Annotated in this window: 17 protein-coding genes, 1 riboswitch and 1 other annotated feature; of the genes, 1 reads left to right on the top strand and 16 read right to left on the bottom strand. The window is 38.6% G+C overall.

Annotated features, from left to right (window positions below; translation table 11 throughout):
* Positions 1-304: 304 nt before the first annotated feature.
* The 3 genes from sdhB to ABNX05_RS08265 all read right to left on the bottom strand — a co-directional run bounded on the left by sdhB (position 305) and on the right by ABNX05_RS08265 (position 3526).
* Positions 305-1084, bottom strand: coding sequence for a succinate dehydrogenase iron-sulfur subunit (gene sdhB / locus ABNX05_RS08275; RefSeq protein ID WP_132357129.1), 780 nt, complete (start codon positions 1082-1084; stop codon positions 305-307).
* Between the two features lie 5 nt (positions 1085-1089).
* Complete coding sequence (gene sdhA / locus ABNX05_RS08270; protein WP_349659270.1) at positions 1090-2844, bottom strand: succinate dehydrogenase flavoprotein subunit; 1755 nt, start codon at positions 2842-2844, stop codon at positions 1090-1092.
* Positions 2845-2911: 67 nt separating this feature from the next.
* Positions 2912-3526 (bottom strand): succinate dehydrogenase cytochrome b558 subunit, encoded by a 615-nt coding sequence (locus ABNX05_RS08265; RefSeq protein WP_197144751.1) that lies wholly within the window; start codon positions 3524-3526, stop codon positions 2912-2914.
* A 272-nt stretch (positions 3527-3798) separates the two neighbouring features.
* Between ABNX05_RS08265 and ABNX05_RS08260 the strand changes: the two genes are divergently transcribed.
* Positions 3799-4233 (top strand): YslB family protein, encoded by a 435-nt coding sequence (locus tag ABNX05_RS08260; protein WP_349659269.1) that lies wholly within the window; start codon positions 3799-3801, stop codon positions 4231-4233.
* A 50-nt stretch (positions 4234-4283) separates the two neighbouring features.
* On the opposite strand, the gene ABNX05_RS08255 is transcribed toward ABNX05_RS08260, so the two are convergent.
* The 13 genes from ABNX05_RS08255 to ABNX05_RS08195 form a co-directional block, all read right to left on the bottom strand.
* Positions 4284-5543: a methyl-accepting chemotaxis protein gene (locus ABNX05_RS08255; protein WP_349659268.1), complete on the bottom strand. Its 1260-nt coding sequence runs from the start codon at positions 5541-5543 to the stop codon at positions 4284-4286.
* A gap of 125 nt (positions 5544-5668) precedes the next feature.
* A complete protein-coding gene (locus ABNX05_RS08250; RefSeq protein ID WP_349659267.1) occupies positions 5669-6895 on the bottom strand; it encodes an aspartate kinase in 1227 nt (408 codons plus the stop codon).
* Positions 6896-7111: 216 nt separating this feature from the next.
* A riboswitch (Lysine riboswitch) is annotated at positions 7112-7290 on the bottom strand.
* Positions 7291-7917: 627 nt separating this feature from the next.
* Positions 7918-9714, bottom strand: coding sequence for an excinuclease ABC subunit UvrC (uvrC, locus tag ABNX05_RS08245; RefSeq protein WP_349659266.1), 1797 nt, complete (start codon positions 9712-9714; stop codon positions 7918-7920).
* A 491-nt stretch (positions 9715-10205) separates the two neighbouring features.
* Positions 10206-10517, bottom strand: a complete 312-nt coding sequence (trxA, locus tag ABNX05_RS08240; protein WP_004226420.1) for a thioredoxin — start codon at positions 10515-10517, stop codon at positions 10206-10208.
* Between the two features lie 133 nt (positions 10518-10650).
* Entirely contained in the window at positions 10651-12000 is a 1350-nt protein-coding gene (locus ABNX05_RS08235) for an amino acid permease (protein ID WP_197144747.1), read from the bottom strand.
* A 165-nt stretch (positions 12001-12165) separates the two neighbouring features.
* Positions 12166-12399 (bottom strand) — a binding site (T-box leader).
* A gap of 331 nt (positions 12400-12730) precedes the next feature.
* A complete protein-coding gene (locus tag ABNX05_RS08230; RefSeq protein ID WP_197144746.1) occupies positions 12731-13708 on the bottom strand; it encodes an electron transfer flavoprotein subunit alpha/FixB family protein in 978 nt (325 codons plus the stop codon).
* Between the two features lie 51 nt (positions 13709-13759).
* Positions 13760-14533, bottom strand: coding sequence for an electron transfer flavoprotein subunit beta/FixA family protein (locus tag ABNX05_RS08225; protein WP_197144745.1), 774 nt, complete (start codon positions 14531-14533; stop codon positions 13760-13762).
* Between the two features lie 117 nt (positions 14534-14650).
* A complete protein-coding gene (locus tag ABNX05_RS08220; protein ID WP_197144744.1) occupies positions 14651-15424 on the bottom strand; it encodes an enoyl-CoA hydratase in 774 nt (257 codons plus the stop codon).
* A 14-nt stretch (positions 15425-15438) separates the two neighbouring features.
* Positions 15439-16020, bottom strand: a complete 582-nt coding sequence (fadR, locus tag ABNX05_RS08215) for a fatty acid metabolism transcriptional regulator FadR (protein WP_079563171.1) — start codon at positions 16018-16020, stop codon at positions 15439-15441.
* Between the two features lie 164 nt (positions 16021-16184).
* Positions 16185-17876, bottom strand: coding sequence for an AMP-binding protein (locus ABNX05_RS08210; protein ID WP_349659265.1), 1692 nt, complete (start codon positions 17874-17876; stop codon positions 16185-16187).
* A gap of 708 nt (positions 17877-18584) precedes the next feature.
* Positions 18585-19538, bottom strand: a complete 954-nt coding sequence (locus tag ABNX05_RS08205; RefSeq protein ID WP_349659264.1) for a nuclease-related domain-containing protein — start codon at positions 19536-19538, stop codon at positions 18585-18587.
* A gap of 531 nt (positions 19539-20069) precedes the next feature.
* Positions 20070-20483 (bottom strand): DUF350 domain-containing protein, encoded by a 414-nt coding sequence (locus ABNX05_RS08200; RefSeq protein ID WP_197144741.1) that lies wholly within the window; start codon positions 20481-20483, stop codon positions 20070-20072.
* A gap of 21 nt (positions 20484-20504) precedes the next feature.
* Complete coding sequence (locus ABNX05_RS08195; protein WP_349659263.1) at positions 20505-22871, bottom strand: endonuclease MutS2; 2367 nt, start codon at positions 22869-22871, stop codon at positions 20505-20507.
* Positions 22872-22883: the final 12 nt, after the last annotated feature.

Below are 22883 nucleotides of genomic sequence, written 5' to 3'. Positions count from 1 at the left end.
ATAAAGCAAAATACTATTTTATCATAGAAAATTTACATTTTAGCTCGTTATATTTAAAAATCCCTTATTTTATGCAACAAAGTCTTTCTATACTGTACTTAAAACATCCTATTTAGTTTTTCATAAAAATGCCCCTATTGAGAACTCCCTATCATGCGAAACATTAGTCAGCGGGCGTTTTATCAGTCTTTGCCAATCGAGCATTTACAAGTAGTAAATCTATAAATTTATTTAATATTTTCCATAGAAAAAAACTCCCTCACACATTATGTGTAGGGGAGTTTTTGAGTAAAAGCTTGTACTATTAGTCAACGTAGTGGTCAGAACCGAAGAAGTTACGGAACATTTGCACTGTAGTTGCACGGTTTAATGATGCGATAGATGTTGTTAAAGGAATACCTTTTGGACAAGCAGCTACACAGTTTTGTGAGTTACCGCAGTTTGCAAGGCCTCCATCACCCATGATCGCATTTAAACGCTCGTCTTTAATCATTGCACCAGTTGGGTGAGTATTGAAAAGACGTACTTGTGATAATGGTGCAGGTCCGATGAATGAAGCTTTTTCAGACACGTTTGGACATGCTTCCATACATACACCACAAGTCATACATTTAGATAATTCATAAGCCCATTGACGTTTACCTTCTGGCATACGTGGACCTTCACCTAAATCATAAGTACCATCGATTGGAACCCATGCTTTAACTTTTTTTAGTGCATTGAACATACGTTCACGGTCAACTTGTAAGTCACGAATAACTGGGAAAGTTTTCATAGGCTCAAGTTTAATTGGCTCAGTCAATTGGTCAACAAGCGTTGAACAAGATTGACGTGGGCGTCCATTGATAACCATTGAACATGCACCACAAACTTCTTCAAGACAGTTCATATCCCATGCAACTGGTGTTGTTTTTTCACCATTTGACATAACTGGATTCTTTTGAATTTCCATTAATACAGAAATAACGTTCATACCATGACGGTAAGGAATTTCGAATTTCTGCCAGTAGCCATTGCCACCTTGTGTATCTTGACGTAAAATTTCAACTTTGACCATTCTTCCAGTATTAGCTGCGATATTCATAATTCTTAGTCTCCTTTCGCAGAGTAATCACGTTTACGTGGTGGAATTAATGAAACGTCGACTTCTTGGTATGTGATGATTGGATTACCAGTAGTTGGGTCAAATTTCGCCATTGTAGTTTTTAAGAACTGCTCATCATCACGGTTCGGGAAATCTGGTTTATAGTGTGCACCACGAGATTCGTCACGTAATAACGCACCTTTTGTCATTACTTTCGCAAGGTAAATCATATTTTTCAACTGACGCGTAAAGTGAGCACCTTGGTTACTCCATTTTTGTGTATCGTTGATGTTAATGTTTTCCCAACGTTTTTGGAATTCATCAAGTTTGTTTAATGTATCTTCAAGTTGGTCGTTATAACGTACTACTGTCATAGTAGCTGTCATCATTTCACCAAGCTCTTTATGAAGTAAGTAAGCGTTTTCTGTGCCGTCCATTTTCATGATAGCATCCCACTTAGCTTGTTCTTCTTTAACGCGAGCATCGAAAATCTCTTGCGGAAGATCTTCAGCATGCTTTTTAAGATGTTTAACATAATCTACTGCGTTTGGACCAGCAACCATACCACCATAGATAGCAGATAATAATGAGTTCGCACCAAGACGGTTTGCACCATGTTGAGAGTAATCACATTCACCCGCTGCAAATAAACCAGGAATTTCAGTCATTTGGTTGTAGTCAACCCATAATCCACCCATTGAATAGTGAACTGCTGGGAAAATTTTCATTGGTAATTTACGTGGATCATCCCCTACGAATTTTTCGTAGATTTCAATAATACCACCAAGTTTTACATCTAACTCATGTGGATCTTTATGAGAAAGATCTAGGTATACCATGTTTTCACCGTTGATACCAAGTTTTTGGTTTACACAAACGTCGAAAATTTCACGTGTTGCAATATCACGAGGTACTAAGTTACCATATGCAGGGTATTTCTCTTCCAAGAAGTACCAAGGTTTACCGTCTTTATAAGTCCAAATACGGCCACCTTCACCACGAGCTGATTCTGACATTAGACGGTTTTTGTCATCTCCAGGAATAGCTGTTGGGTGAATTTGAATGAACTCACCATTCGCGTAAGAAGCACCTTGTTGATAAACGATAGAAGCAGCAGAACCTGTATTAATTACAGAGTTTGTTGTTTTACCGAAGATAATACCAGGGCCACCAGTCGCCATAATAACAGCGTCTGCACGGAATGATTTAATTTCTTCTGTACGCATATCTTGCGCTACGATACCACGACAAACGCCGTCAGGATCGACGATTGCACCAAGGAATTCCCAGTGCTCATATTTGTTAACTAAACCAGCTACTTCGTGAGAACGAACTTGCTCGTCTAGTGCGTATAGTAATTGTTGACCAGTCGTCGCACCAGAGAATGCTGTACGGTGGTGTAATGTACCACCAAAACGACGGAAATCAAGAAGACCTTCTGGTGTACGGTTGAACATAACACCCATACGGTCCATTAAATGTATAATACCAGGGGCTGCATCACACATACCCTTAACTGGTGGTTGGTTCGCTAAGAAGTCCCCACCGTATACTGTATCATCAAAGTGGATCCAAGGAGAATCCCCTTCACCTTTTGTATTTACCGCACCATTAATTCCGCCCTGCGCACATACGGAGTGTGAGCGTTTTACAGGAACTAATGAGAATAAATCAACTTCAGTACCAACTTCAGCTGCTTTAATCGTTGCCATCAGACCAGCTAGACCGCCGCCAACAACAATTATTTTGCTTTTCGCCATGATTATTTCTCACTCCTCTTAAAAAATTGCAATGATTGCCATGTATTCTATAGTAGCTTCTATTACATTAAACGAAAGCTAAAATAGCAGCTACACCAACTACACTTAGAATTACGAAAATAATGTTTGTTACATAAGTAGCAACCTTTTGAGACTGAGGAGATTGTGTAATACCCCAGCTTACTAGGAATGCCCATAAACCGTTAGATAGGTGGAAAGTTGCTGATATAATACCAACAATGTAGAATCCAAGCATGAATGGATTCGATACGATATCTGCTATCATATTGTATTCAACTTCTGAACCTAACGCTTTTTGGATACGTGTTTGGAAAATATGCCATGCAATGAAAATCACTAAGAATACACCAGTGAAACGTTGTAATGAGAACATCCAGTTACGGTATGTGCTGAAACGCCCTGTGTTTGGTGAAGCTGTGAATGCAATGAATACACCATAGAATGCGTGGAACAGTAATGGGATATAAATAACTACCCATTCAATTACTAACAGAAGATTGTGTGGAATTAAATCCATCTTACCTATTGCATTATTGTAAGCTTGTTCACCACCAACAGCAGTGAAGTTCATTGACAAGTGGAACATCAGAAACAGACCTACTGGAATCACACCAAGTAGAGAATGTAAACGACGCCATAAAAACTCTCGATCTTTCGACAAGACTGTTACCCCCCTTAGTACTTAAAATATCACATCAAAAGAAGTCATCATTTTGTAACTGATACTTCATTGACTGTGTATTTCATCATGGTACAATATTATGACATGTTTATTGTACTCTCAAGAGCTACGAGCGTCAAGGCAACTAAGAGTTTTTCGTATTCCTTATTAAAGAAACAATCTAGTACATGATGCGTCGTTTTTTCTCGAAAAACCTATCTTTACTTTATCAGTGTCGAATTATAAGAAAATTCTAAGAAAGAAGGATTTAAATGTTAAACACTTCATCACCTACAATCTCAGCTTTTGGCTATGAGATAATTCGCGATTATATTTTATCTTCCATTCTTGGTAAACATGAAGGTGATGTTCTTTACTGGGCAGGAAAAGACCTAGCTCGGAAGTTCCCATGTAAAAGTCAAGATGAACTTATCGCATTTTTCGCAGATGCCTGCTGGGGTAATTTAGAGCTTGTCAAGGAATCGAAGGATGGACGTACATTCCAGTTGACAAATGATTCAGAACTGTTACAAATCGGTCTTCGTAGCTTTAGACTCGAAGCAGGATTTATAGCTGAACAAATCCAGCAAGCAAAAGGTTACTTAACTGAATGCTATGATGAAAAACGTGAAAAGCAACAGAATGTTACATTTACAGTTAAATGGGACGTCAAGGAACGAATCATGAACACCGTTCCTTCAGAATAAAACGAAAAGGATTGTCATTCCAAATTTATGGATGACAATCCTTTTAATATTTATAGGTGGGCATGTCTTTCTTTTAAAAGTACATCTATTAACGAAATAAACGCTTCCAAAATATTTAGTGAGTATTGAATCATTTCCTCTAAGTTTTTGATTGACAGTTCATTCACTAATTTTTGTGCAGCCATATGTACTAATTCATGAGGTTGTTCTATATGAAGATATTCTGGCAAATTCCGATATTCCTCAAAATGGCCATAATACCATTCCCCAAACTTACATTCATGATGCGTTTTTATAATTTCTTTTAGGCCAGCCTTTTGTAAAGCATTTCTTAAAAAGCTTGCATGATCCATTAACCTTGCTGCCAATTGGCTAACTACCGTTTGCTCTTTAGGCTTACGGATTGTAGGAGCAATAGCTTTTAACATTTCAGATACTTGATTTTGTATTATATCCGAGAAGTCACTAGTATGAGATAATTCCGTCGTTGTTTCCGCTAAACGTCCTACAGCTATTACATTTTCTTCTGATGCGACTGTCATTTGATCAATGCCATGTGCTGCTTCTTCAATATTTTTACTTGTTACAGTCAAATTAGTAATATTGCTCTTCATGATACTTAAAAAGTCAGTTAAATAATGTTCGACTTCTTTAATATTTGTTATTGTATTATGTAATTTCTTATCAATGACTGATCGAATCTTCGTCATTTCTTGCAATGAACCTTTCGAGCTGTTAGCTAACTTCCCTACCTCCATCGCAACAACATTAAATCCTTTTCCATGTTCACCAGCACGTGCAGCTTCTATAGAGGCATTTAAGGATAGTAGTTGTGTTTGATCAGCAATCCCAGTCACACCTTTACCGATATCATCCATTTTAGTTATTTCATTATACAACTGCTCTGTTGAATGAGCTCCTTTAGACAACAACTCCTGAACCAGTTCACCTTTTGTAATGGACGCTTCCATTTCCTCTACAAGGAGTAATGAATGCTGTTTTATTTCTTGAATGTTTGCATTAACATTTTGCTCAACTGCAAGTATCTCTTCTGTATTTGACGACATTTCTTCACTCATTGCTGAAATATCCCCTACACTTGTTGAGACATTTTGAACCTTTAGCGCCGTTTGAAAATTAATTAACTCCATATGCGCTAGTACAAAGTCTAAAATCGCATTTTTCACATCAATACTGTCATGCTCAAGTTCTAATTCCAAAATTCGCTTTTTTAATATTTGTATTTCTAAATCGTTGTGTTGCTCAACGCTTTCATCCACTGGCTTTTGAAATAAACCGAATAACACCATATTAACTCCCACCTTCCCTTTGGAAAAACATGTCACATTTTATTATATAACAACTAAATTGGATAAAGTATGAAATTAATGTAAACAAAAATAGATGTGCCATTTAATGACACACCCTATTCATATTATATGTAAAGCGCTTGTTCTAAATTAAATTCGTCATGTAATGCAGTTGCTGCACGAATCATTTCGTCCTGAGGAACAACGACAGACACTTTTATTTCAGATGTACTTACCATTTTCACAGGGATATCTTCACGACGTAATCGATCAAACATACGGGCTGCCACTCCTGGGTTAGATGCCATTCCTGAGCCAATAATAGAGACTTTCGCTAAACCGATTTCAAAATCAGCAAAACTAAACCCTAGTGATACTTTACTATCTTCTAGGACACGTAATGCATCAGCGAACTCCTCTTTTAAAATAGTAAATGATACAGTCGGCTTTAAGCCATCAATTATTGCTTGTACGATTATATCAACGTTTATGCGATTTTCTGCAAGTATTGTGAACATATCTGCTAGCGAAGCATTAGAATAAGCATCATACCCTACCGTTAGGCGAATTACGTCTGACTCATAGGCAACACCACGTACAATTAAATTTTTCTCCATTTCAACTTCCTCCTTCAATAAAGTACCTTCTGTATCTTTTTCGCTTGACCGAATGATAACTGGGATTTGAAACTTCTTTGCTATTTCTACAGCCCGTGGGTGTAAAATTTGTGATCCTAAGTTTGATAGCTCTAGCATTTCATCATATGAAATTTCTTTTACCTTTTGTGCCCCAGCAATCTGACTTGGATCAGCTGTATAGACTCCATCCACATTCGTATAAATATCTACGCGCTCTGCCTCTAATGCTGCAGCAATAGCTAAAGCCGTCGTCTCCGCACCACCTTTACCAAGCGTCGTAATATTCCGTGAATTGCCGATCCCCTGTTCCCCTGCAACGACGACGATTTTCCCCTGAGTTAAATACTCTTCTATTCGAATAGCTTCTATCACATCAATTCGTGCATTGCCATACACCACATCGGTTTGAATACCTGCCTGCCAGCCTGTTAATGACACTGCATCATAACCTTCTTCCTGCAAAGCAATTGCCACTAATGCACTTGATAGTTGTGAGCTTGTTGACAATAGTGCGTCTAGTTCACGTTTAGACGCATTGTCTGATAGATTACAAGCCATCTTTGCTAATTCTTTAGACGTCCCTCTCATTGCTGTAGTGACAACGACAATATCAAAACCACTTTCCTTTTCTGCAATTACCTTTTTTGCAACATCTTGAATGTGTTCAGTTGATGCTAATGCAGCACCACCAAATTTCATCACAATTCTCTCCATTCTTTTCATTCTCCTTCGTATTTAATCATTTCGCTGATTATAAAGTAGCTAAAATTTTGCAGCTTTCACAAAAAACATCGCAAAAGCAAATAACATCCTTCAACTCTTAGGTAAGAGTAACAGCCTTGAAAAAATGTTGTTTCGAGAAATCTAAAAAGGCAGCTCTCACATAACGTGAAAGCCGCCTATAACATGTACAATAAAAGTAACTTGCGCATGTGTGATAGCTCTCCGAAACGTTTAGAATCGACAGTCTTACATCTCTTAAATGTAAAACCAGCACAGCATCGGAAACAACGATGCTCCACTTCGGCAAGTTCCCCTTTCATACATTTTCACTGGACTTGTTCGTCCTCGTATGTACTACTCTTGAACCTTGCACCTCTATCATCACTAAATAGTGATTGTATTTAATTGAATCTTAGCGAAGAAATTTCCAATTTAATAAGTAGAAACTACTTATAACTAAGATGCTGTGTATGACATTGCTATATTGAATAGCTATGTATATACAAACCTTAGCATACGTCTAATCCTTTGACAATGTCTCTTGATTAAAATCAATTTCACCTTGGCGTAATTGCCGCTGCCGCTTTGCTTTCGCGCAGAAAACATTTGTCGCTGTCGCTTTGCTTTCGCGCAGAAAACATTTGCCGCTGTCGCTTTGCTTTCGCTACAGATGAACAATGCGTCCAAAATCGGCTTTGTGCTTAGGTCTGCAGATATTTATTGTACGAAAGCGCAGTGCTAACGTAGCGACAGCGACACGAGGGCCGACACGAAATCGGTCATTTCGATAATACCACAGGACGTGGCGTTTTTACCGATGCAAGTCAGTTAGCCGTTATCACATGGATGCGATGGTTTTAGGCTAACATCCCCTCAGAACTCCTTTCCGATTCCATGACATCCGTCGGAGGCTCTATTTTCGTTCAGCAAATGTCTTTTGTACCAAAAGCGTAGCGACAGGTACAGGTGTTTGGACACCCACCGAAAAGGAATTCCATTTACACTCATCTCACTTACCCTTCAGAGGTAGTATTTTCTGCAGAATGAAAATAAGTATGGATATTGCTAGCTAGACTAGCCGGCATCCCAGCTTCCTGTAATGCTTGCACACTTGCCTCACGAATTTTTTTGACAGAGCCAAAATGCTTAAGTAATTGCTGTTTTCGCTTTGGACCAACTCCCTCTATTTGATCGAGGACAGATTGTATAGCATGCTTCTCGTGCTGCTGTCGTAAGAAAGTAATAGCAAAGCGGTGTACTTCGTCTTGAATTCGTTGCAGTAAATAGAAGCCATCACTTGTGCGCTTTAATGCAATTACTTCAGGTGGATCACCAAATAGAAGCTGAGACGTATTATGCTTGTCATCTTTTGCTAATCCGGCAATTGGAATGACAAGGCCGAGCTCATCCTCTAATACTTCCCGTGCGACTTCCATTTGCCCCTTCCCGCCATCAATTAGTACTAAATCTGGTAAAGGTAGACCTTCTTTTAATACTCGTGTGTAACGACGACGGATCACTTCCCGCATTGCCCCGTAATCATCGTGCTTGGCAGCTGTACGTGTTTTGTATTTTCGATACTCCTTCTTTGCAGGTTTTCCATCGATAAATACAACCATTGCAGATACAGCATCTGTTCCATGCATATGACTATTATCGAAAGCTTCGATCCGTAAAGGCACAGAAATGCCCATAGCTTCACCGAGCGCCTCACATGCTCCTATTGTGCGTTCTTCCTGACGTTCAATAAGCTGGAACTTCGCTGCTACAGCAATTTCAGCATTTTTAATCGCTAAATCAACAAGCTCTTTTTTTTGCCCACGTTTTGGTGTTAGTACCTTTACTTCTAATAATTCCGTTAAAATATCCGCATCAATAGATTGGGGGATAAAAATTTCTTTAGGCTTAATATGCTCTAGCTTGTCATAAAAGCGCCCAACGAATGTTAAAAATTCCTCTTCTGCATCTTGATAAATCGGAAATATCGAGACATCACGCTCAATGAGCTTTCCTTGACGGACAAAGAAAACTTGCACACACATCCAGCCCTTCTCGACTGCATAACCAAATACATCACGGTTTGTTGTATCACTTGATACAATTTTTTGCTTTTGCATGACTGTATCAATATGTGCAATTTGATCGCGAAATTCCTTTGCACGTTCAAACTCTAAATTTCCTGCGGCCGCTAGCATCTTTACCTCTAACTCTTTTTTAACTTCTTCAACCCCACCATTTAAAAATTTTGTCATATCTTCAATCATATCGTTGTAAGTGTCAACATCAATCTCTTTCACACAAGGAGCTAGACATTGCCCCATGTGATAATACAAACAAACCTTTGAAGGAAGTTGTACACATTTTCGAAGAGGATATAAACGATCTAGCAGCTTTTTCGTCTCACTTGCTGCATACGCATTTGGGTATGGACCAAAATATTTTGCCTTATCCTTTTTCACTTTTCGTGTTGTAATAAGTCGTGGATGTTTTTCATTTGTAATTTTTAAATACGGATACGTTTTATCATCCGTCAACATAACATTGTATTTCGGGTCATGTAGTTTTATAAGATTAAGCTCTAAAATTAATGCTTCGATATTGGAGGATGTTACAATGTACTCAAAATCTTCTATTTCGCTTACAAGTCTCTGTGTTTTCCCTTCATGCGTACCAGTAAAATACGAGCGAACTCGATTTTTCAACACTTTTGCTTTCCCGACATAAATAATAGTACCTTGTCGATCTTTCATCAAATAGCAGCCAGGCTGATCTGGTAAAATTTCAAGCTTTCGTTTAATTAAATCATTCATCGCCTACCTGCCCCCCCTTTTTATAGAGCTTTGCATACCACATTGCCCTATCCATAGCTCTCTTTTTATTATATAACGAAAAAAAGCCAAGCACATCTATTGATGGCTCGACTCTTTTTTTCTTACAGAATCAATTATGCCTCGGCATAATTGCGGCCGGAATCGGCTTTGTGCTTAGGCCTGCACGAGGGCCGACACGATGTCGGTCATTTCGGTAATGCCACAGGACGTGGCGTTCTTACCGATGCAGGTCAGTTAGCCGTTATCGCCTGGATGCGATGATTTTAGGCAAACATCCCCTATTCCGATTCTGTGACATCCACCGGAGGCTTTAGGTCAACACGAAGTTGGTCACTCAGTCGTTGCCACAGGACGTGGCGTTCTTAGACTGGGTTCCTCAATTTCAGCGGGTGTTTGGACACCCCTGAAAAGAAGCTAAAATTCGCATTCATCTCACCAACTGTAGAGGTGAGAGACTTCGCTGAAAGAAGTTAAGCATGTTTTGCGATAAATGCTTCTAACGCTTCTTTTGGTTGGAAACCAACAGTTTTGTCTACTAATTCACCGTCTTTGAAAAGTAGTAAAGATGGGATAGACATAATTTGATATTGCGCTGCAGTACCTTGGTTGTTATCTACATCTACTTTTACAATTTTAGCCGCACTACCTGCAGCATCCATTTCTTCAAGAACTGGTCCAATCATTTTACAAGGTCCGCACCAAGCAGCCCAAAAGTCTACTAGTACTAACCCTTCTTTAATATCATCTTGGAAAGTTGCATCTGTTGCATGTACAATTGCCATTTGAAATCCTCCTTAAACTTACTATGTTTGTAGTATAGCATGGATAAATTCTCTTGAGCGAACAATCTGCCTAGTATGCATAATTTATGAAAATTCAGGTCGATTAAGGCATTAAGTTCATTTTTAGTGTTTCCTAATTTTCTTGAAAACGACCTTTAAAGACATAGGTTAACGTAATAAAGAGATAAATAGCTAAAGTAATACCTGTTACGATAATAGATGTTGTAAAAATAATACCAATTAGGATTGCACTTAACGCAATAATAGCTATCCAAGTTGTGTAAGGGAACCATTTTACTGCATAAGTACTTGTTTTTTCTGACTGTTTTTTACGCGATTTCAGATGTGCAATCGCAATAATTAGCCAAATAAATAACACGGTATATCCAAGTGAACCCATTAGGAAATCAAAAGTTCTGCTTCCCGCAAATAAAGAAAATATTACAGCTATATATAAAGCGAAGGTACACATTAATATGGCATATACCGGAACTTTTCGTTTTGATAAATATGCAAAGATTTTAGGAACACGCCCGTCTACAGCTTGTGTATACAGAACTCGTGATGAACCATAAAGCCCTGAGTTCATTGACGAAATAATTGCGAGTATAACAACAGCGTTCATAATATGGTCAGCACCAGGAATCCCAACCATTTTAAAGACCATCACAAACGGACTTTCCGGCACCCCATTTACTTCATTCCAAGGAATCAAGCTAACGATAATAAAGAAAGGAACTAAATAAAAGGTTACAATACGTACTAATGTACTACGAACAGCTTTTGGCACTACTTTTTCAGGATTCTTCGTTTCAGCTAATGTAATACCAATAATTTCAGTACCACCATAAGAGTAAATAACTACAAGCATTGCAGAAATCAATCCCATTGATCCGTTCGGGAAGAAACCACCATGTTCCGTTAAATTAGAAAAACCAACAGCTGTATGATTACCAAAAGTAACAAGCAATAAAATTAATCCCGCTATAATGAACACCACAATAACGGTAATTTTAATTAACGCCAGCCAATATTCAGTTTCAGCAAAGACTTTCACTGATAACAAGTTTACGGCTGTAACTAACACTGAAACAGATAATGCAAGTATCCAAATCGGGTAATCTGGCAACCAATATTGAATAAAAATGGCCGCAACTATAGATTCTGCAGCAATATTCAACACCCACATTTTCCAATAAATCCAATCTAGGAAATAAGCTGGATACTTTCCTAAAACGGCTTGCACTAGATCTCTAAATGTTCTGGCTTCGCTATTACGGACTGCCATTTCTGCTAAACCTTGCATTACAAACAGCAGGATTATCCCACCAATTAAGTACGCAATAAGTACTGATGGCCCTGCCATATCAATAGCTGCACTACTTCCTTTAAATAACCCTGCACCAATGGCACCACCTAAAGCCATCATCGTAATATGCCGTGAGGTCATCGTTCTTTTTAATTTCTGATTGCCGTTTTCCATTTCCTTACCTCCTAAAATCAACAAATGCGCTAAAGAGCTCGTTTACATCCGACAAGCGCTGGAGAGCCCGAAGCAAAAGTAAACGTTCCTCCACTTTTGCCCAAGGGATCGCTTTAGCCTAGACGAAAAAAAGGCATATCGTCTGTTCCTTCATTAACAAATGAAAGAAGAGACGATATGCCATAAGCAAACCGCGGTACCACTCTAATTGGTTCTTTAAGAACCCTACTTAAAAACCTAGTAACGAAGGTTAACCGTTCAACAAATAGAATATTATGAAAATCCCATTCATTCCACCGCTCATAGGCAAGTTCAAAGTCTTATTGGACTGCGTTGCACCAACCCGCAGCTCTCTTCACCAAATAATGAGCTTTTACTACTCCTAATCTTTGCGTTTCTTTTTTGAATAAAAATCAATTATGCCTCGACATAATTGCGTCTGGAATCAGCTTTGTGCTTGCACAAAGAACTCCTTCCTGATTCCGTGACATCCGCCGGAGGCTTTGGGCCTACAGGATGTCGGTCACTCAGTCGTTGCCACAGGACGTGGCGTTCTTAGACTGAGTTCCTCTATTTCAGTGAGTGTTTGATCCGCTGAAATAAGTTAATTTAATATTCATCACTATACGTTCAAAAATTAATTATGTCAACATTTTATTTTGCAATAACTTTAAAAAGTCAAAAAATTCAACAAAAAAAGCAGGGAAGATACATCCTCCCTGCACATTTATTATGCGTTCACTTTTAACGCTTTAAATTCTTCGATTAGAAGAGGCACTACTTCAAATAAATCGCCTACGATACCGTAGTCCGCAACTTTGAAAATATTTGCCTCTGGATCCTTATTAATCGCAACAATTACTTTTGAATTTGACATTCCCGCTAAGTGCTGAATTGCTCCAGAAATACCCGCTGCAATGTAAAGGTCCGGTGTTACTACCTTACCTGTTTGACCAATCTGAAGTGAGTAGTCACAATATTCAGCATCACATGCACCACGTGAAGCTCCAACTGCACCTCCAAGTAAATCTGCTAGCTCTTTTAATGGTTCAAAGCCATCCTCTGACTTTACGCCACGACCACCTGCTACAACTACTTTTGCCTCTGAAAGATCGACACCCTCTGAAGATTTACGTACAACCTCTTTAATAATTGTTCGAAGGTTTGTAATATCTACAGTAAGAGAAGTGATGTCACCAGATTTTCCTGCTACTTTTTCTAACGGCGCAATATTATTTGGACGAACTGAAGCTAAAACTAAGCCGTCTTTTACTTTCACTTTTTCAAAAGCTTTACCAGAGTAAATTGGACGGATGAATACAACATCATCACCAGCACCTTCCATAGACGTTACATCAGATACAAGACCCGCTTGTAATTTACTTGCAATTTTTGGTGATAAATCTTTACCGTTTGCAGTATGACCAAACACGATACCTGTAGGCTTTTCTTCCTCAATTACAGCTAATAAAGCTTGGCCATAGCCATCAGATGTATATTGTTTTAAATGTGGATGCTCTACCGTTACAACACGGTCAGCACCATATTCAAATAATGGACCCGTTAAACCTGCTACAGCATCTCCTAAAAGAACACCAACAACCTCACCGCCATCAGCGATTTGCTTTGCAGCCGCAATTGCTTCGAAAGAAACATTACGTAAGCTTCCTTCACGAACTTCACCTAATACTAATACTTTTTTTGACATAGTATATTCCCTCCGTTACCCTTTAAGATTCGATTTGTGTCATCAGATGACTTAAACTACTTTTGCCTCTGTATGAAGTAGGTTTACTAGCTCTTTTACTTGAGCAGAAAGTTCGCCCTCAAGAATACGACCTGCAGCCTTTTGAGCTGGTAAGAAAATATCAACTGTTTCTACCTTAACTTCTACATCATCTTCATCGATATCTAAATCATCTAACTCAAGTTCTGCAAGCGGTTTCTTCTTCGCTTTCATGATCCCTGGTAAAGATGGGTAACGTGGCTCGTTTAAACCTTGCTGAGCTGTTACTAAAAGTGGTAAAGATGTCTCGATTACTTCTGAGTCACCTTCAATATCACGTACAATTTTCGCAGATGTTCCATCAATTTCAAGCTTTGTAATTGTTGTAACATAGTTAATGCCTAGTAAATCTGCAACACGAGGTCCTACTTGACCAGAGCCTCCGTCAATTGCAACGTTTCCTGATAAAATTAAATCAGCGTCTTTATCTTTTAAATATTCAGCCAAAATATATGCTGCTGCATTTTGATCCAATTCATCTAGATCGTCTTCTGTATTAATCAGAACCGCTTCATCAGCTCCCATTGCAAGTGCTGTGCGTAATTGCTTCTCTGCATCTTCGCCACCAATTGAAACAACTGTTACTTTACCGCCTGCAGCGTCTCGTACTTGAATAGCTTCTTCAATGGCATATTCATCGTAAGGATTGATGATGAATTCTGCGCCATCCTCTTGGATTTTACCACCCGACACAACGATTTTTTCTTCTGTATCAAACGTACGTTTAATTAATGCAAAAATATTCATATATCCATACCCCCTGAAACGATTTTTATTTCTAAGTAAACTTATAAATATTATATATTTTCAGTGTCGATAACGTCGATAACACTCTTTCAAGTCGCTATCGACACTGATGGAATATTATTTACCAGTAAACACAGGCTCGCGTTTTGCAATAAATGCTTGAATTCCCTCTTTTGCATCTTCTGAAACGAATACTGTACCAAAGGATTTTGCTTCCGCCTCAATCCCTTCATAGAATGAAGCATGCTTTGCATATTGCAATGTTTGAATAGCAGCTTTTAAAGCTACCGGACTCTTCTTCGCAATTTTCTTTGCTACCTTTAACGTTTCTTCTAGTAATGCTTCATCTGTAAATGCACGATTTGCTAAACCCCATTGTACAGCTTCTGTACCAGAAATCGGCTCACTTGTGAACATCATTTCTGCAGCTTTTGCAACTCCTACATATCGTGGTAGACGTTGTGTACCCCCAAAACCTGGAATAAGACCTAATTGTAATTCAGGTAGTCCTAATTTCGCAGACTCTGTCACAAAGCGCAGATGACAACTCATCGCTAATTCTAAGCCCCCGCCTAGTGCAGCACCATGAATTGCAGCAATAATAGGTTTAGAGAACGTTTCAACTCGCTCAAAAACTTGTTGACCATTGCTCGCTAGCTTTGAAAATTCATCACCAGAAACAACCTCTGTAAACTCTTTAATGTCTGCACCTGCTGAGAAGAAACGACCTTCGCCATGAAGTACAAGGACACGTACAGTGTCATCATTTTCTACTTCATCTAGCACAGCATTTACTTCGGAGATGATTCCACGAGATAATGCATTTGCTGGTGGGCGTGCAATTGTAATAATCGCTACTCCATCCTCTGCTTTCCAACTTAGAAATTCCATTTCTCCACATCCTTTTAAGCTTTAATACCGTTCAAGATTAATGCCTGAACTTTTGGAACCTGTTCTATCAAATCATATCGATATTCATTCATAACCCACGACGTAATAGTTTCGTCAATGGTTCCAAACACCATTTGACGCGCCAAGCGCACATCCATCGTTTGATTGAACTCACCTGATAGCATACCTTCGATTAAAATTTGATCCAGTAATTTTAAATACTCTCTTAACACCGAATTAATCTTTAGTCGTAAATCTTTATTCGATTGTCGTAGTTCCAATTGTGTGACGGTCGCTAGGTATCGATCTGTCGCTAGAACATTAAAATGATTTGCGATCATTCGTGAAAGTTTGTCCTTAGACGTACTTCCATTTTCTATTATATCTTGTAATGACTCTACAAAAACAGCCATTTTTTCATTAAAGACAGAAATTAATATATCTTCTTTATTTTTAAAATATAAATAGATTGTTCCATCGGCCACCCCTGCCTGTTTAGCAATCTTCGATACTTGTGCTTGGTGATACCCATTTTCTGCAATAACGATGACAGCTGCATCAATAATTTGCTTATATTTTGGCTTATCACGTTTCACCTTTATATCACCACCTAAAAAAACTTGCACACGCCCCATTCATGCTGATCTATTGCGAAGGATGTGACGTGGTAACCTAAAAAAATATGAAAATATGAATGGTCATTCATTCATATTTTCATATTATAATTTACAACTTTGCTTGTCAATACTTTACCACGTATTTATTTTGCTTCTTTATTCACCATTTTTGTTTTTTCCTCGTCTACTAACGAGCGACGCAAAATTTTCCCAACAGCCGTTTTCGGTAGCTCATCTCTAAACTCATAATAGCGCGGAACTTTGAAAGCGGCTAAGTTTTGACGGCAATATTTATTTAATTCGTCTTCCGTAATCGAATATCCTTCTTTTAAAACAATATAAGCTTTTACTGTTTCTCCACGATACGGGTCCGGTATGCCCGCAACTACACATTCTTGGATTTCCTCTCGTTCATATAATATTTCCTCTACTTCACGAGGGTAAATATTAAAACCACCTGCGATAATGATATCTTTTTTACGGTCAACTACATAGAAATACCCTTCTTCGTCCATATAGCCCAGATCGCCTGTTAAAAACCAGCCATCTACGAACGACGCTGCTGTATCTTCAGGACGATTCCAATAACCTTTCATAACCTGTGGCCCCTTTACAGCTATTTCTCCTACCTCACCGACTGGAAGCACCTCTGTATCCCCTGTACGTAAAATTACTGAATCCGTATTTGGCCAAGGTAAACCAATTGAGCCCATGACACGCTTTCCCCAAATAGGTGTAGCATGTGTGACAGGAGAAGTTTCTGTTAAACCATATCCTTCTACAAGCTTTCCCCCTGTAGCCGCTTCAAATTTCTCCTGCACTTCTACTGGCAATGAAGCAGAACCACTTAAGCATGCTTTTATAGATGATAAGTCATACTTTGCAATATCCGGGTGATTTAATAGACCAATATATAAGGTCGGTGCACCTGGGAAAAGAGTCGGTTTTTGCTTATCTATCGTTTTCAACGCCGTCTCTGCATCAAACTTTGGTAATAACACCATTCTATTTTGCGTGAAAACGGATAATAACATAACAGTAGTCATACCATAGACATGGAAGAATGGTAGAATGCCCATAATGGTTTCCTCTCCATGTATACATTTATACATCCATGCATCACACATCGTTGCATTAGCAATTAAGTTTTTATGGGTTAGCATCACACCCTTAGGAAAGCCAGTCGTTCCACCTGTATATTGAAGCAGTGCAATGTCCTCTTCAAAATCAAATGGAATATCAATCATTTTGATGGGAGCGGAGCGCATAATTTCTGTGAATAAATGATTTTGACCACTATGTTCAACCTTGACACTAAAACCGTACTGCTTTTTTTGAATATATGGATACACCAAATTTTTAGGGAATGGCAAATAATCTTTAATAGCTGTGACAATTACATTTTCAAGCGCAGTTTCTTTAATAATTTTCATAACACGTGGATACAAAATATCCATCAATAAAATTACTTTCGCACCTGAATCAGCCATTTGATATTGAAGTTCACGCTCAGTATAAAGTGGATTTGTTTGTACGACAATCGCTCCAGCATACATTGCCCCGTAGTAAGCGATTACACTTTGTGGTGAGTTTGGTAGCATAATCGCTACTCGATCTCCCTTTTCCACCCCAAGGGCTTGTAAATAGTTTGCGAACCTAAGCGCTGACTCATATAACTCAGTATACGTCAAATCCTTTCCCATAAAATGAATCGCAACTTTGGATGGATTCTTTTTATAGGCGCGTGTCAAAAACTCTTGCACAGGAATTTCCTCAAACGTTAAAGACGATGGTACTTCTTCAGGATAATTTGATAGCCATGGTTTTGTTGTCATACGTCCTCTCCCCTTTGCCCCAAACTTTGTAAACTCTTATTTTAATTATAATGAAAAAGAAATACTCTTTCAAACATAAAATAGAAAATAAATGCATTTACGATTAATTATTATGCATTTAACAACATTTATATAACTACATTTCTTAGGGTTTGGATCGATGTACTTTATGAATACTCATTCACTCTTGCTTTTTTCATACTCAAGACTGAGTTCATATTTCTATATTAGAAGAATAATTTTTTAATGCTAACTTTTTAGATAGATGAAGGAATATTAATAGGTTTTAGTAGTATTTTGCGATGATTCATATGAGGTTGATGTAACTTATGATTTTTTTTAAGGTTGTTATTTATTAAATGCGATGACACAATCAGCTGGCCGCTTCCTCTCCGCACCTGAGCCGTTTTTGAAGCTACCCGAACAGTTTCTTGCTCTACCTGATCAGTTTTGGAACTACCCGAGCAGTTTCTCTCTCTACCTGATCAGTTTTGGAACTACCCGAGCAGTTTCTCTCTCTACCTGATCAGTTTTGGAGCTACCCGAGCAGTTTCTCTCTCTACCTGATCAGTTTTGGAGCTACCCGAGCAGTTTCTCTCTTTACCTGATCAGTTTTGGAGCTACCCGAGCAGTTTCTCTCTTTACCTGATCAGTTTTTTGACACTACCCAAGCAGCTTTCGAAACTTCAGGAGCTAATTTCTCCTGCATCATTGCCTATCCTTCAAATAATAAACGGTTTGATTATTGTGTCCCTCCTTTTTATTGGAGTATTCTTGTACTATTCTTTTCGCAAGATGTCGATTTGATAATTCTAAAAAATAACGAGCAGTTTGCGTATTAATTTTCTCATCGATTAATAAACAGTAGTCTTGCAATGCTTGATTAGCCGCGGTTTTATCATATATCTTACACTTCGGGCAAAACCAACTTTGTTTTTGCCGGATTAAATTAAATTGATAACAATGTCTGCAAAATATACCTTTTTTAATACCTTTGGGATCAATATTATAATGTATACATAGTGGGGGAGTCTGAAAAACACGATGATGCTTACGTAAAAGGTTGGCTATTTTTGATGTTGGAATCTTACTTTTTGACTTACTATTACTAATATGTTGTCTAAGAAAATATGTTAATTCACGCCTCATTAAAACTGGATACTTACCTTCTTCGTAGTAAACTTCAGCATTATTAAAGGGGAAAACTATGATACCGAATATATCTACTTGCAAATTTAGCTGTTTGAAAAATTCACTTAAGCCAAAAATATATTCATCGAGTTGAATTTCTGGGTGATTGAAAATATGTTTATCTCCATTCTCTAAAACACGGACCATTTGCCTTGGGCTACGCTTCAATTCTATATTACCTCGTATATTTTTGCTTTCAATTATAACAACAGCATACGGAGTAATAACTACGACATCAAGTTGAATAGGAACAGGTTCAAATAAAGTAATATTATGTAAAATATAGATTTCAAGGTTCCGAGATAGCTTTTGTAATTCTCTTATAATGCTCTGCTCTCCAAAATCACCTGCTTCTAACTGCTGTAAATCTTGAGAAATTTTTAAATGAAGCGGATGACTCGAATCCAATCGCTGAACCAACGCACGTAATCCAGTTATCATTGCTGCTTGCTCAAATGGTTTTAATAACATGAAGGTACTCCCTTCTTTTTGCCTTGAATATAGCAATTATTTTTACCTTTGCATATAGCTTTTTATAAAATAAAAATTTAAGCGATTAAATGTACGCGATATTTTATATTTAAGAAAATTTGTGGATACCTAGATTTTTACTGCCTGGGTGTTACACTTCTGAGTGATTCTACACTTTACTGACTCGATACAACCTGAGCGGTTTTCTATGCTACCCGATCACTTTTTCTCGCTACCTGATCAGTTTTCAGAGCTACCCGATCACTTTTTCTCGCTACCTGATCAGTTTTCCGAGGTACCCGATCACTTTTTCTCGCTACCTGATCAGTTTTCCGAGTTACCCGATCACTTTCCCCTGCCCCCGCTATCCGAGTAGCAGTTCTTCTCTTCACCCTATCAATAAAAAAACGCATCCTCATAAAAGGATGCGTTTTTTGTTTAAACGGTCATCATATAATAGACACCGACTGCCAAAAATGCGATGCAGACAACGATTAGTACTTTTGCTAATTTTTCCATGTCATTACACTCCTATGCAATACTTGCCCCAATAACAAACGATAGACCGACTGAAATGGTAAAGGAAATGAAGCCGACTGAGCGATTATCATTTGCGATTTCTTGATCGACATTAAAACGTGGTGTCATAAATTCAAATAAGAAATATGCCACAATTAATAATGTAAAACCAAAAAGGCCCCAGCCAATCATTTCACTTAAAGTACTATGGCGCGCAATGGAAAAGCGAAAAATATTACAGATTCCCAGTATTTTCCCGCCTGTTGCGAGTGCCACAGCGATATTACCTTTTTTAATTTCTTCCCAATTTTTATATTTCGTAACGACTTCGAACAATGCCATCGAGACGACTAAACACAATACGACAACACTAAAATATCCTGCCGTTTCGATAATTGGATATCGCCAAAAGCTAGAATTCAGCATTTTCTCCGTCCCCTTTACAGCTTATTTCAATTCCACAACTGTGACGCCTAAGCCCCCCTCGCCGGCTTCACCAAAACGGAAGGATTTTACACGCTTATGCTTTTTCAAATAGCTTTGAATTCCTTGACGTAGTGCACCTGTACCGACACCATGAATAATTGATACACGCCCATAGTTAGCAAGCAAGGCATCATCAATATATTTTTCTGTACGTAAAATAGCATCTTCATATCGTTCGCCGCGTAAATCTAATTCTAATTTCACATGATTGCTGCGATTTTTTACACCAGCCATACGTTGTACAGGTTCTTTTTCTGGTTTAATGTACTCTAGGTCACTATCGGAGATTTTCATTTTCAAAATACCCATTTGGACAACCCATTCGGAATTCGATACTCTTTCGAGCAATGTTCCCCGTTGTCCATAGCTTAACACCTTTACCTCGTCTCCGACAACTAAGTTTTGTGCACGGGCCTTTACTTGTGCTGCTTTTTTCAGCACTTTGTTATTTTCAAGCGGTGTAGCTTCTTCCAATCGTTTACGAGCATCGATAAGTTCATGCTCTTTAACAACTTGGTCTGCATTTTTGCGCATTTCTCGAAGCTCAGCAATAATTGATTCTGCTTCTCTTTTTGCTTCATCAACAATTTTACGTGCTTTTTCTTTCGCTTTTTTATCGAGTGCCTCTTTACGTTCTTCGTAAGCTTGTAGTTTTCCTTGTAGCTCTTTGCGTAGGGCTTCAGACTCTATCATTAATTCATGAGAGCGTTCTGCGTCATCTTCTGATTGGCGACGAGTTTCTTCAAGTGAAGCAATCATGGACTCCACCTCATGGCGATCTGTACCTGTAAAGCTTTTCGCACGGTCAATAATCGACTCAGGTAAGCCTAAGCGACTTGAAATTTCAAATGCATTGGAGCGACCTGGTACTCCGATTAGTAGGCGATATGTTGGACTCAATGTCTCGATATCGAACTCTACACTCGCATTAGCTACTCCTGGACGATTATAGCCGTATGCTTTTAGCTCAGGATAGTGCGTCGTTGCCATCACGCGGGCACCGCGACCATGTACTTCATCTAAAATGGAGATGGCTAGAGCAGCCCCTTCCTGAGGATCCGTACCGGCACCTAATTCATCAAATAGTACGAGTGATTCATCATCAAACTTTTGTAAGATATCTACTATGTTGACCATATGAGAAGAGAATGTTGACAGTGATTGCTCAATTGACTGTTCATCCCCAATATCCGCGAAAAGCTGTTTGAAAACAGCAAGTTCAGAACCATCAAGTGCAGGCACTGGTAATCCAGCCTGTGCCATTAATGTACACAATCCAACTGTTTTTAAAGTGACAGTTTTACCACCAGTGTTTGGTCCTGTAATGACAATTGCCGTTATATCTTTCCCGAATTCAATATCGTTAGCAACGGCCGTTTCAATCGGTAATAGTGGATGACGTGCACGCACAAGTCGAATGTAGCCATCATTATTCATTTTAGGCATTGTACATTTGTTCGCTTGACCGTACTTGCCTTTAGCTAAAATGACGTCAATCTCGCCTAGTACTTTTACTAAGTTAAATAGATCTGGAGCTACTTCCTCGACCATCGCACTTAATGCAAGTAAAATGCGTTCAACTTCAGCTTGCTCTTTCATTTTTAAGCGATGAATTTCATTATTCGCTTGAACAACCGAATCTGGCTCGATAAATAATGTTTGACCAGAAGATGATTGATCATGCACAATTCCACCATAATGATGACGGTATTCTTGCTTAACAGGGATAACGAAGCGATCATTTCGAATCGTTACAAGTGTATCTGAGAGCATTTTTGAAGCATTGCTCCCGCGTGTAAGGCTTTCCAGCTTAGATCGTACTTTAGCTTCCTCAGCGCGCAAAGATTGGCGAATGGATCGCAACGTTTGGCTTGCAGAGTCTAGCACTGAGCCATTTTCATCAATACAGTTATTGATTTCATGCTGCAAGCCCGTCAAAACAGGCATTGCTTCCTTTTTGGCGATGAAATGAGGAGTATCAATCACTTCTTCTGATTCTATATCTTCAATAAAATTACGAAGAATTCTACTAGCTCGAATCGTACTTGATACTTCCATTAATTCCATCGCTGAAAGCATGCCCCCGATTTGTGCACGCCTTGCAGCTGGTCGTACATCAAAAATCCCACCCATTGGTACATTGCCTTTAACACGTAAAATGGACAGTCCTTCATCCATTTCTTCTAATAATTGTACAACCTTTTCATAGTCTGTCTGTGGTACAAGTTCATCAACGGCAGATTTACCGATTGAAGAAGTACAGTATGTAGCCACTTGCTGACGTACTTTATCATATTCTAGTGTTTTCAATGCGCGTTCTGCAATCACTGAGAACACCTC

Origin of the sequence: Lysinibacillus zambalensis (assembly GCF_040183165.1) — a bacterium.
Taxonomy (GTDB): domain Bacteria; phylum Bacillota; class Bacilli; order Bacillales_A; family Planococcaceae; genus Lysinibacillus; species Lysinibacillus zambalensis.
The sequence above is the reverse complement of the archived record's forward strand: the minus strand, read 5'-3'. Positions and strand labels throughout refer to the sequence as shown.

Coding starts and splice junctions, on each gene's coding strand:
- ABNX05_RS08230 (WP_197144746.1), bottom strand. CDS start 13,708: ATGTCAAAAAAAGTATTAGTATTAGGTGAAGTTCGTGAAGGAAGCTTA.
- ABNX05_RS08255 (WP_349659268.1), bottom strand. CDS start 5,543: ATGGTGTTATTCGGTTTATTTCAAAAGCCAGTGGATGAAAGCGTTGAG.
- uvrC (WP_349659266.1), bottom strand. CDS start 9,714: ATGAATGATTTAATTAAACGAAAGCTTGAAATTTTACCAGATCAGCCT.
- ABNX05_RS08250 (WP_349659267.1), bottom strand. CDS start 6,895: ATGGAGAGAATTGTGATGAAATTTGGTGGTGCTGCATTAGCATCAACT.
- ABNX05_RS08200 (WP_197144741.1), bottom strand. CDS start 20,483: ATGCTGAATTCTAGCTTTTGGCGATATCCAATTATCGAAACGGCAGGA.
- ABNX05_RS08235 (WP_197144747.1), bottom strand. CDS start 12,000: ATGGAAAACGGCAATCAGAAATTAAAAAGAACGATGACCTCACGGCAT.
- ABNX05_RS08205 (WP_349659264.1), bottom strand. CDS start 19,538: ATGTTATTAAAACCATTTGAGCAAGCAGCAATGATAACTGGATTACGT.
- ABNX05_RS08210 (WP_349659265.1), bottom strand. CDS start 17,876: ATGACAACAAAACCATGGCTATCAAATTATCCTGAAGAAGTACCATCG.
- ABNX05_RS08260 (WP_349659269.1), top strand. CDS start 3,799: ATGTTAAACACTTCATCACCTACAATCTCAGCTTTTGGCTATGAGATA.
- sdhA (WP_349659270.1), bottom strand. CDS start 2,844: ATGGCGAAAAGCAAAATAATTGTTGTTGGCGGCGGTCTAGCTGGTCTG.
- ABNX05_RS08220 (WP_197144744.1), bottom strand. CDS start 15,424: ATGGAATTTCTAAGTTGGAAAGCAGAGGATGGAGTAGCGATTATTACA.
- sdhB (WP_132357129.1), bottom strand. CDS start 1,084: ATGAATATCGCAGCTAATACTGGAAGAATGGTCAAAGTTGAAATTTTA.
- ABNX05_RS08225 (WP_197144745.1), bottom strand. CDS start 14,533: ATGAATATTTTTGCATTAATTAAACGTACGTTTGATACAGAAGAAAAA.
- trxA (WP_004226420.1), bottom strand. CDS start 10,517: ATGGCAATTGTACATGCAACAGATGCAACTTTCCAAGATGATATTAAA.